Annotated in this window: 10 protein-coding genes; 4 read left to right on the top strand and 6 right to left on the bottom strand. The window is 72.5% G+C overall.

Annotation, left to right across the window (positions count from 1 at the left end; translation table 11 throughout):
* On the bottom strand, positions 1-1,565 hold a 1,565-nt coding region (gene ptsP, locus Q0L15_RS07170; RefSeq protein ID WP_296603265.1), incomplete at its 3' end, for a phosphoenolpyruvate--protein phosphotransferase.
* 88 nt (positions 1,566-1,653) lie between these two features.
* On the opposite strand from ptsP, the gene Q0L15_RS07165 reads away from it, so the two are divergent.
* From Q0L15_RS07165 to Q0L15_RS07150, 4 genes are read left to right on the top strand one after another with little or no spacing between them, the layout of a single operon-like run.
* A complete protein-coding gene (locus Q0L15_RS07165; protein WP_296603263.1) occupies positions 1,654-2,421 on the top strand; it encodes a DeoR/GlpR family DNA-binding transcription regulator in 768 nt (255 codons plus the stop codon).
* Entirely contained in the window at positions 2,418-3,374 is a 957-nt protein-coding gene (locus Q0L15_RS07160; protein ID WP_296603261.1) for a 1-phosphofructokinase family hexose kinase, read from the top strand. The genes Q0L15_RS07165 and Q0L15_RS07160 overlap by 4 nt, the downstream gene beginning before the upstream one ends.
* Before the next feature lie 4 nt (positions 3,375-3,378).
* Positions 3,379-3,831 carry a PTS sugar transporter subunit IIA gene (locus Q0L15_RS07155; RefSeq protein ID WP_296603260.1) on the top strand — a complete coding sequence of 151 codons (453 nt, stop codon included), beginning with the start codon at positions 3,379-3,381 and terminating at the stop codon, positions 3,829-3,831.
* Positions 3,832-3,873: 42 nt separating this feature from the next.
* Positions 3,874-4,134, top strand: coding sequence for an HPr family phosphocarrier protein (locus Q0L15_RS07150; protein WP_296603259.1), 261 nt, complete (start codon positions 3,874-3,876; stop codon positions 4,132-4,134).
* Positions 4,135-4,137: 3 nt separating this feature from the next.
* Here the strand turns inward: Q0L15_RS07150 and Q0L15_RS07145 are convergent, their stop codons facing one another.
* The 5 genes from Q0L15_RS07145 to infB all read right to left on the bottom strand — a co-directional run.
* The gene (locus Q0L15_RS07145) at positions 4,138-5,112 is read right to left on the bottom strand and encodes a hypothetical protein (RefSeq protein WP_296603258.1); all 975 of its coding nucleotides are present in this window, start codon (positions 5,110-5,112) and stop codon (positions 4,138-4,140) included.
* Positions 5,109-6,041, bottom strand: coding sequence for a bifunctional riboflavin kinase/FAD synthetase (locus Q0L15_RS07140; RefSeq protein WP_296603256.1), 933 nt, complete (start codon positions 6,039-6,041; stop codon positions 5,109-5,111). The genes Q0L15_RS07145 and Q0L15_RS07140 overlap by 4 nt, the downstream gene beginning before the upstream one ends.
* Positions 6,042-6,063: 22 nt before the next feature.
* Positions 6,064-6,939: a tRNA pseudouridine(55) synthase TruB gene (gene truB / locus Q0L15_RS07135; protein WP_296603255.1), complete on the bottom strand. Its 876-nt coding sequence runs from the start codon at positions 6,937-6,939 to the stop codon at positions 6,064-6,066.
* Positions 6,936-7,433 (bottom strand): 30S ribosome-binding factor RbfA, encoded by a 498-nt coding sequence (gene rbfA, locus Q0L15_RS07130; protein ID WP_296603254.1) that lies wholly within the window; start codon positions 7,431-7,433, stop codon positions 6,936-6,938. Before rbfA ends, truB begins: the two co-directional genes overlap by 4 nt.
* A 106-nt stretch (positions 7,434-7,539) precedes the next feature.
* Positions 7,540-8,967: translation initiation factor IF-2 (gene infB / locus Q0L15_RS07125; RefSeq protein ID WP_296603253.1), on the bottom strand; the 1,428-nt coding region annotated here is incomplete at its 5' end.

Here is an 8,967-nt window from a genome sequence, read left to right as displayed (position 1 = left end):
GGCCGGACGGCCGCGGCGGCCATCGACAGCGAGGTGATGCCCATGCCGACGAGCACGCAGGCCAGCAGGGGGTCGGCGGCCGCCTCACCACACACACCCACCGGCTTGTCGGCGTTGAAGCCGGCCTCGGCGGTGATCGCGATCAGCTGCAGGACCGCCGGCTGCCAGGGGTCGGTGAGGTGGGCCAGGTCGGTGGCCATCCGGTCGGCGGCCATCGTGTACTGCGTGAGGTCGTTGGTGCCGATCGAGAGGAAGTCGACGACCTCGAGGATGCGGTGGGCCAGCAGCGCCGCGCTCGGCACCTCGATCATCACGCCGGCCTTGAGCTCGAGCGCGTGCACCTTCTCGGCGAAGTCGGCCGCCTCGGCGACGGTGGCGACCATCGGTGCCATCACCCACGCCTCGGTGCCGGTGTCGCGCGCCGCCTGGGCGATCGCCTCGAGCTGCCGGTCCAGCAGGCCGGGGTTGTCGAAGGAGAGCCGCAGCCCGCGCACGCCGAGGGCCGGGTTCTCCTCCCCCACGTGCGTCGCGAACGCCACCGGCTTGTCCGAGCCGGCGTCGAGCGTGCGGACGACGACGTACCGGTCCTGACCGAAGGCTCCCAGCACGTCGGCGTAGATGCTCGCCTGCTCCTCGGCGGACGGCTCGTCCTGGCGGTTGAGGAAGCACAGCTCGGTGCGGAACAGCCCCACGCCCTGCACGGGCGCGGAGCTGGCCGAGCGCGCGGAGTCGCCGTCGGCGACGTTCGCGAGGATCTTGACCGGCACCCCGTCCGCGGTGGCGCCCGGGCCGCTCCACGATGCGAGGGCGGCGCGATCGGCGGCGTCGGCGGCGACGCGCTCCTCGGCACCGGCCTCGTCCGGGTCGAGCTCGACCTCGCCGGTGATGCCGTCGACGAGGAGGCGGGTGCCGGCCGGGATCGTCATCGCGTGGGCGACGCCGACCACGCAGGGAATGCCCAGCTGGCGGGCGATGATCGCGGTGTGGCTGGTCGGACCACCCCGTTCGGTCACGAGCCCGAGGACGACCGTCGGGTCGAGCCCTGCGGTGTCGGAGGGCGCGAGGTCCTCGGCGACCAGCACGGACGGCGTCTCGGGCACGACCACGCCGGGCTCGGGCTCGCCGACCAGGTGCGCGACGATCCGCCGCTCGATGTCGCGCAGGTCGGTCACCCGCTCGGCCATCAGCCCACCCATGCCGGTGAAGATCGTGACGAACTGCTCGACCCCGGCGTGCACCGACTCGAGCAGGCCCCCACCCGAGGCGAGGTGCTTGCGGACGGCTCCGCGCAGGCCCTTGTCGCGGGCCAGGCCGGCGCTCGCGGTCAGCACCTCGGCGGCAGCGCCCGACGCCTTCTCGGCCTTGCGGGAGAATCCGGTGGAGACGGCCTGGGCGGCCTCGTCGTACGCCGCGAGCGCGGCATCGGCATCGGCGAACCCGGGGTCGTAGCGGTCGATCGCCTCGGGCGAGACCTGGGAGCGCACGATCACGGCGGGACCGTGCGCGAGGGCGGGGACGACCGGTGTGCCGCGCAGGGTAGAACGAACCTCGGGGCTGGTGACCATGCTCACCAGTAAACGACCGCCGCCCTTGACAGTCAACACATTCGGGCGTAAAACCACAGATACAAAGATCGGGAGGAGTGTCATCGCAATGTACGCCGAAGAGCGGCAGCAGGCCATGGCCCAGCTCGTCACCGAGCACGGCCGCCTGTCGGTCGCGGCGATCGCCGAGCAGTTCGACGTGACCACCGAGACCGTACGACGCGACCTCTCCACCCTCGAGCGGATGGGCCTGGTCCGCCGCGTCCACGGCGGCGCGGTGCCGGCGAGCTCGCTGGCGGTCATCGAGGCCGGTCTCGGCGAGCGCGACCAGGCCAACACCACCCAGAAGGAGCTGATCGCGAAGGCCGCCCTCGAGCAGCTCCCGCCGCCGGGCGGGACCGTGCTCCTCGACGCCGGCACGACCACGAGCCGGCTCGCGATCATGCTGCCGCGCGACCACCGGCTCACCGTGATCACCCACGCCGTCCCCGTCGCCGCGCGCCTCGCCGGGCTGCCGCAGATCGACCTCCACCTGCTGCCCGGCCGGGTCCGCTCCACCACGCAGGCGGCGGTCGGCGCCGACACCGTCACCGCGATCAACCGGCTCAAGGTCGACGTCGCGTTCCTCGGCACCAACGGCATCTCGGTCGAGCACGGGCTCTCCACCCCCGACCCCGACGAGGCCGCGGTCAAGCGCGCCATCGTCGGCGCCGCCCGCCAGGTCGTGTGCCTCACCGACTCCAGCAAGGTCGGCACCGACGCCTCGGTGCGGTTCGCAGCGCTGGACGAGATCGACGTGATCGTCACCGACGACCACCTCCCGGTGGGCGACCGCGTCGCGTTCGAGGTCGCCGGGCTCGAGGTGGTGACCGCATGATCCTGACCCTGACCGCCAACCCGAGCGTGGACCGGACCGTCGTCCTGGCCGGCCGGCTCAAGCGCGGCAAGGTGATCCGCGCCGATGCCGTGATCTCCCAGGCCGGGGGCAAGGGCGTCAACATCGCCCGCGCGTGCATCGCGGCCGGAGTGCCCGCGATCGCGGTGCTGCCCGCCGCCAAGGACGACCCGTTCGTGCTCGAGCTGCTCTCGGCCGGCATCGACTGCCGCCCGGTGCACCACGACGGCGCCCTGCGCGTGAACATCACCATCACCGAGCCCGACGGCACCACCACCAAGCTCAACAGTCCCGGCCCCGAGCTCACCGACGGCGTACGCCGCGACCTCGCCGAGGCGCTGCGCCTGCGCGCCGAGGCCGCGGACTGGGTGGTGCTGGCCGGCTCGCTGCCGCCCGGCACCCCACCGGAGTGGTACGCCGACCTCGTGGTGCTGCTCCGCGAGAGCGGCGCGCGGGTGGCGGTCGACACCAGCGACAAGCCCCTGCGCGCCCTGGTCGAGCGGCTGCCCGACGCCGCGCCGCACCTGATGAAGCCCAACGGCGAGGAGCTCGCGTCCTTCACCGGGGACGACCCCGAGCTGCTCGAGGCCGACCCGGCCGCCGCCGCGAAGGCGGCGCGCACGCTGGTCGAGGCGGGCGTGGAGACCGTGCTCGCCACCCTCGGCGCCCGCGGCGCGGTCCTCGTCAACGCTGAGGGCGCCTGGCACGCCTCTCCCCCGCCGACCTCCGTGGTCAGCACGGTGGGGGCGGGTGACTCGAGCCTGTTCGGGTATCTACTGGGGGAGCTCCGGGGCAAGCCCCCGGCGGAACGTCTCGCGCTGGCGGTCGCCTACGGCAGCGCCGCCGCGGGACTGCCCGGAACGACCATGCCGCATCCCCAGCAGGTCCGCCCCGATCTCGTCTCGGTGCGAGACCTGGACCTCCGCGAAGGGTGACTCCATGCCAGACCTCATCACCGCCGAGCTGATCCGCCTCGACGCCGACCTCGGCGGCGACAAGCACGCCGTGATCCGCTCGCTCGCCACGACCGTGGGCGAGGCGGGCCGGGCCCACGACGTCGACCGGGTCGTGGCCGACGCCTGGGCCCGCGAGGAGACGTCGGCGACCGGTCTCCCCGGAGGCATCGCCATCCCCCACTGCCGCACCGTCGGCATCGACGAGCCGGCTCTCGCCTTCGCCCGGCTCTCGCCGGGGGTCGACTTCGGTGCCGCGGACGGCCCGGCCGACCTGGTGTTCCTGCTCGTCGGGACCCTCGGCGACGACCGCCACCTCAGGCTGCTTACCCAGCTCGCCCGCGCACTGGTGAAGCCGGCGTTCACGCAGGCACTGCGCGAGGCGGCCTCACCCACCGACGCCCGCGACCTGGTCGCCGACACCCTCGGCACCCTCTGAGCACCGCGCCACCCCACCTGCCCCATCACCAAGGAGAACGCCATGCCCACCAAGTCCGTCACCGTCGGCTCCTCCGTCGGCCTGCACGCCCGACCCGCCCAGCTGATCGCGCAGGCCGCCGAGGAGCTCGACGTGGAGGTGTTCATCGGCCTCCCCGGCGGCGACCCGGTGGACGCCAGCTCCTCGCTGATGATCATGACCCTCGGCGCCGGCCCCGGCGACACCGTCGAGGTCTCCAGCGACGACGAGGCGGCACTCGGGACGATCGCGGCGATGGTCGAGAAGGACCTCGACGCGTCGTAGCCGTCAGCCGCGGCCGCGCAGGGTCAGATAGACCGCCCGCATCCCGACCGCCCGCTCCAGCTCCCGGGTCACCCCGGAGAAGAACTGCTCGCGGTAGGTCTCGTCGGTCACCGTCGAGACCGTGAGGTAGAGCCCCGAGAACGCGGCGAGGAACACCGAGACCTGGATCAGCGCCCGCGACTCGTTGAACCCCCTCCCGGCCGCCCACGCCTCGAGCACCGGGTCGGTCATGATCAGGGTGCCGAAGAGCATCAGGAACGCGAACACCGCGACCGAGAGCAGCAGCACCTGCACGACCTGGACGACCATCAGCACCAGGATCAGGTTCCAGCGCTCGTAGCCGGTGACCTCGGCGTGGGCCGCCGGGTCGGCGCTGGGGTCCTCGACGAGCCCGCGGCACGACTGCTCCAGCGGCGTGCCGGCGCAGGCGCGCAGCAGCAGGGCGTCGTCGACGGCGTCGTCGGCGCGATCGACCTCCTCGGGCAGCCGCACGAGCAGGAAGGCGACGGCCAGCGACGCGAACAGCAGGACGACCAGCCACAGCGAGCCGACCGAGAGGTTGCCGCCGACCTGCCACATCTCGGTGTTGATGAACAGGAACGTGATCGCGAGCAGCAGCAGCGGCAGCGCGCGGGTCGTCATCGGCAGCAGCCGGCGCAGGCTGCCGAAGGTCCGCTTGAGACCCCAGCCCACGATCGCCGTGGCGTGCAGGGCGGTGAGGGCGTACCAGAACGCGGCGATGAGGCCGAGCGAGACCAGGGTCGCCGGAGCGGCGCTGAACTCCCCCGACACCCAGGCGAGTCCCGCGCCGGCGGCGGCCGCCAGGACCGCCACCAGCAGCACCAGCGGGACCGTACGCCGCAGCCGCAGCGCGCTGCGCACGTCCGCCCGGCGCTCGGGCACGAAGTACGTCAGCCCGTGCTCGAGGAACCAGGCATCGGCCGCGGCGATCGCCTCACCGGGCGCGGGCGAGGTCACGTGAGCAGCTCGCGAGCACGGTCGACGTCGGAGGTCATCTGCACCACGAGCTCGTCCACCGAGGAGAACGCGACCATGCCGCGCAGCCGCTCGACGAAGCTGACCTCCACCTCCACGCCGTAGAGGTCGAGGTCGGTGCGGTCGAGCACGTAGCTCTCCACCCGCCGGTCGCGCACGCCGTCGAAGGTCGGGTTGGTCCCCACGCTGATCGCCGCCGGATAGGTCTCGCCGGTGTCGAGACGCCGCAGCCGACCGGCGTAGACGCCGTCGGGCGGGACCGCGGTCATCGCACCGGTGGGCACGTTGGCCGTGGGGAACCCGAGCTCGCGGCCGCGCTGGTCGCCGCGGACGACGACGCCGCGCACGGCGTACGGGCGTCCGAGCGCCTCGGCGGCGCCGGCGACGTCGCCGGCGGCCAGGCTCATCCGCACGTACGTCGAGGACCACACCTGCGGACCGCCGTCGAGCGGGATCCCCTCGGCGGTGAACCCGTGGCGCTCACCGCTCTCGCGCAGCGTCGCCACGTCGCCGGCGGCCCGGTAGCCGAAGCGGAAGTTGGCGCCGACCACGACCGCGGCCGCGTGCAGCCCGTCGACGAGCACCCGTTGCACGAACTCCTCGGGCGTCCACGAGGCGACGCCACGGTCGAACGGCAGGGCGAGCAGCGCCTCGGCGCCGGCGTCGGCCAGCAGCTCCGCCCGCACCTCGAGCGAGGTCAGCGTCGTCGGCGCGTGCTCGGGCCGCAGCACCGCCATCGGGTGCGGCTCGAACGTCACCGCGACGACCGTCAGGGACCGCTCGGCCGCGGTCTCCTTCGCCCGGTTGACGACGTGCCGGTGCCCGAGGTGGACCCCGTCGAAGTTGCCGATGACGACGGCTGTCGGTCCGAGGTCGGAGGGGACCTCCTCCAGGGAGCGCCAGATCTGCACCGGGGAAGCCTATCGAGGTGCCTCAGACGAAGACCGCGACGGCCCGCGCCGTGTCGTCGCGCGGCTCGTACAGCGCGAGGAACTCACCGTCCGGAGAGAACACCGCGGTGAGGCCGTCGAGGTCGAGGTCGAGCGCCCGGCCGACGCGCACGTCGGCCGCCTGGGCGTCGTCGAGGTCCCGGCTCGCGAACGCGGCCCGGGCGGCGTCGGCGATCGGCATCATCGTGAACTCCTCGGCGAGCTCGTCGAGCGTGCGGGCGACGTCGAGGCCGTAGGGCCCGACCGCCGTACGCCGCAGCGCGGTCAGGTGGCCGCCCACGCCCAGCCGGGCGCCGAGGTCGCGGGCGATCGCCCGGACGTAGGTGCCGCTCGAGCAGCGCACCGACACGTCGAGGTCGAGGGTCTCGGCTCCGTCGTGGTCGAGCTCGCGGACATCGTGGACGACGAGCTCGTGGACGGTGACCGGACGCGCCTTCAGCTCGACCTCCTCGCCGTCGCGGACCCGCTGGTAGGCGCGCTTGCCGTCGACCTTGATGGCCGACACCGCGGTCGGCACCTGATCGAGGTCGCCGACGAACTCGGCGGCCGCCGCGCGGACCGTCGCCTCGTCGAGACCGGCTGTCGAGACCGACGCCGTCACCTCGCCCTCGGCGTCGTCGGTCGACGTCGAGACACCGAGGCGGATCGTGGCGTCGTAGGCCTTCTCGGTCAGCATCAGGTGGCCGAGCATCCGGGTCGCCCGGTTGACGCCGAGCACCAGCACGCCGGTCGCCATCGGGTCGAGCGTGCCGGCGTGGCCGACCTTGCGGGTGCCCGCGAGCCGGCGCACCCGGGCGACCACGTCGTGCGAGGTGATCCCGCCGGGCTTGTCGACGACGACCAGTCCGGAGACGCTCACTCGTCGTCGAGGTCGTCGGCGTCGTCGTCCGCCGCGTCGTCGGCGTCGGCGTCGTCGTCGTCCTGGACCTCACGCGGCTTCTTGTACGGGTCCTCGCCGCCGGCGTACGCCGTGCCGCGGCGCGCCGCGACCTCCTCGTCGAGCGCCTTGGCGCGGGCCAGCACCTCGTCGAGGTGGCGGGCGCTCTCGGGCAGCGCGTCGGCGATGAACGTGAGCGTCGGCGCGGTGCGCATGCCGAGCTGCTTGGCGACCTCGGAGCGCAGCAGCCCCTTCGCGGACTCGAGCGCGGCGGCGGTGCTCGCCAGCGCGGCCTCGTCGTCGCCCGCCGTGTCGAGCACGGTGTAGAAGATCGTGGCCTGCTGGGAGTCCCCGGTCACCCGGACGTCGGTCACGGTCACGAACCCCAGCCGCGGGTCCTTGATCCGGCGCTCCAACATCTCCGCCACGATCACCTGGATCCGGTCGGCGATCTTGCGGACGCGTGCGTTGCTCATGTTCCTAGCCTCTCAGACGCCGAGTCGGCGCCAGTTTCCCTCCAGAACGCACCGAGTCGGCGCCAGTTTCCGCCGGAGCGGGAAACTGGCGCCGACTCGGCAGTGATCAGCTGCGCGCGATCTCGCGCATCTCGAACGCCTCGACGATGTCGCCTTCCTTGATGTCCTGGAAGTTGCGCAGGACGAGACCGCACTCGAAGCCCTCGCGGACCTCGGACGCGTCGTCCTTCTCGCGCTTGAGCGACGCCAGGTCGAGGTTGTCGGCCACCACAGCGCCGTCGCGGATGACCCGGACCTTGGCGTTGCGGCGGATCAGGCCGCTGGTGACCATGCAGCCGGCGATGTTGCCGACCTTGGACGAGCGGAAGATCGCGCGGATCTCCGCCTGACCGAGGGTCGACTCCTCGTAGACCGGCTTGAGCATGCCCTTGAGCGCGGCCTCGATCTCCTCGATGGCCTGGTAGATGACCGTGTAGTACCGGATCTCCACGCCCTCGCGGTCGGCCAGCTCCGTCGCCTTGCCCTGCGGGCGGACGTTGAAGCCGATGATGATCGCGTCGGACGCGGCCGCCAGGTCGACGTTGGTCTCGGTGATCGCACCGACACCGCGGTCGATGACCCGCAGGAGGTTGAGCTCCTGGCTCTCGCCCTTCTCCATGGAGGCCATGAAGTCCTCGAGCGTACGGCGGACGCGGCGCTTGGCCTGCATGGCCGCCCGCTCGCGGGCCTCACGCTTCTCGGCGATCTGACGCGCCATCCGGTCGTCCTCGACCACGATGAAGTTCTGCCCGGCGCCGGGGACGGCGGACAGACCGAGCACCATCGCCGGACGCGACGGGGTCGCCTCCGAGAGCTCGTTGCCGAACTCGTCGAGCATCGCCCGCACCCGGCCGTGGGCCGGGCCGGCGACGATCGAGTCGCCGACGCGGAGCGTGCCGCGCTGGACGAGGATCGTGGCGACCGGACCGCGACCGCGGTCGAGGTGCGCCTCGATGACCAGACCCTGCGCGTCCCGGTCGGGGTTGGCGCGGAGGTCCAGCGACGCGTCGGCGGTCAGCACGACCGCCTCCAGCAGCCCGTCGAGGTTGAGCTCGGACTTGGCCGAGACGTCGACGAACATCGTGTCGCCGCCGTACTCCTCGGGCACCAGGCCATACTCGCTGAGCTGGCCGCGGACCTTGGTCGGGTCGGCCTCGGGCTTGTCGATCTTGTTGACCGCCACCACGATCGGGACACCGGCCGCCTTGGCGTGGTTGAGCGCCTCCACGGTCTGCGGCATCACGCCGTCGTCGGCGGCGACCACGAGGATCGCGAGGTCCGAGGACTGCGAACCACGAGCACGCATGGCGGTGAACGCCTCGTGACCCGGGGTGTCGATGAACGTGATGCGGCGCTCCTCGCCGTCGACCTCCGTGCTGACCTGGTAGGCACCGATGTGCTGGGTGATGCCACCGGCCTCGCCGGCCACGACGTTGGCGTGGCGCAGCGCGTCGAGGAGCTTGGTCTTTCCGTGGTCGACGTGACCCATGACGGT

The sequence above is a fragment of the Nocardioides sp. genome, from assembly GCF_024509035.1.
In the GTDB taxonomy this organism is placed as follows: Bacteria; Actinomycetota; Actinomycetes; order Propionibacteriales; family Nocardioidaceae; genus Nocardioides.
This window is presented reverse-complemented; position numbering and strand designations above follow the sequence as displayed.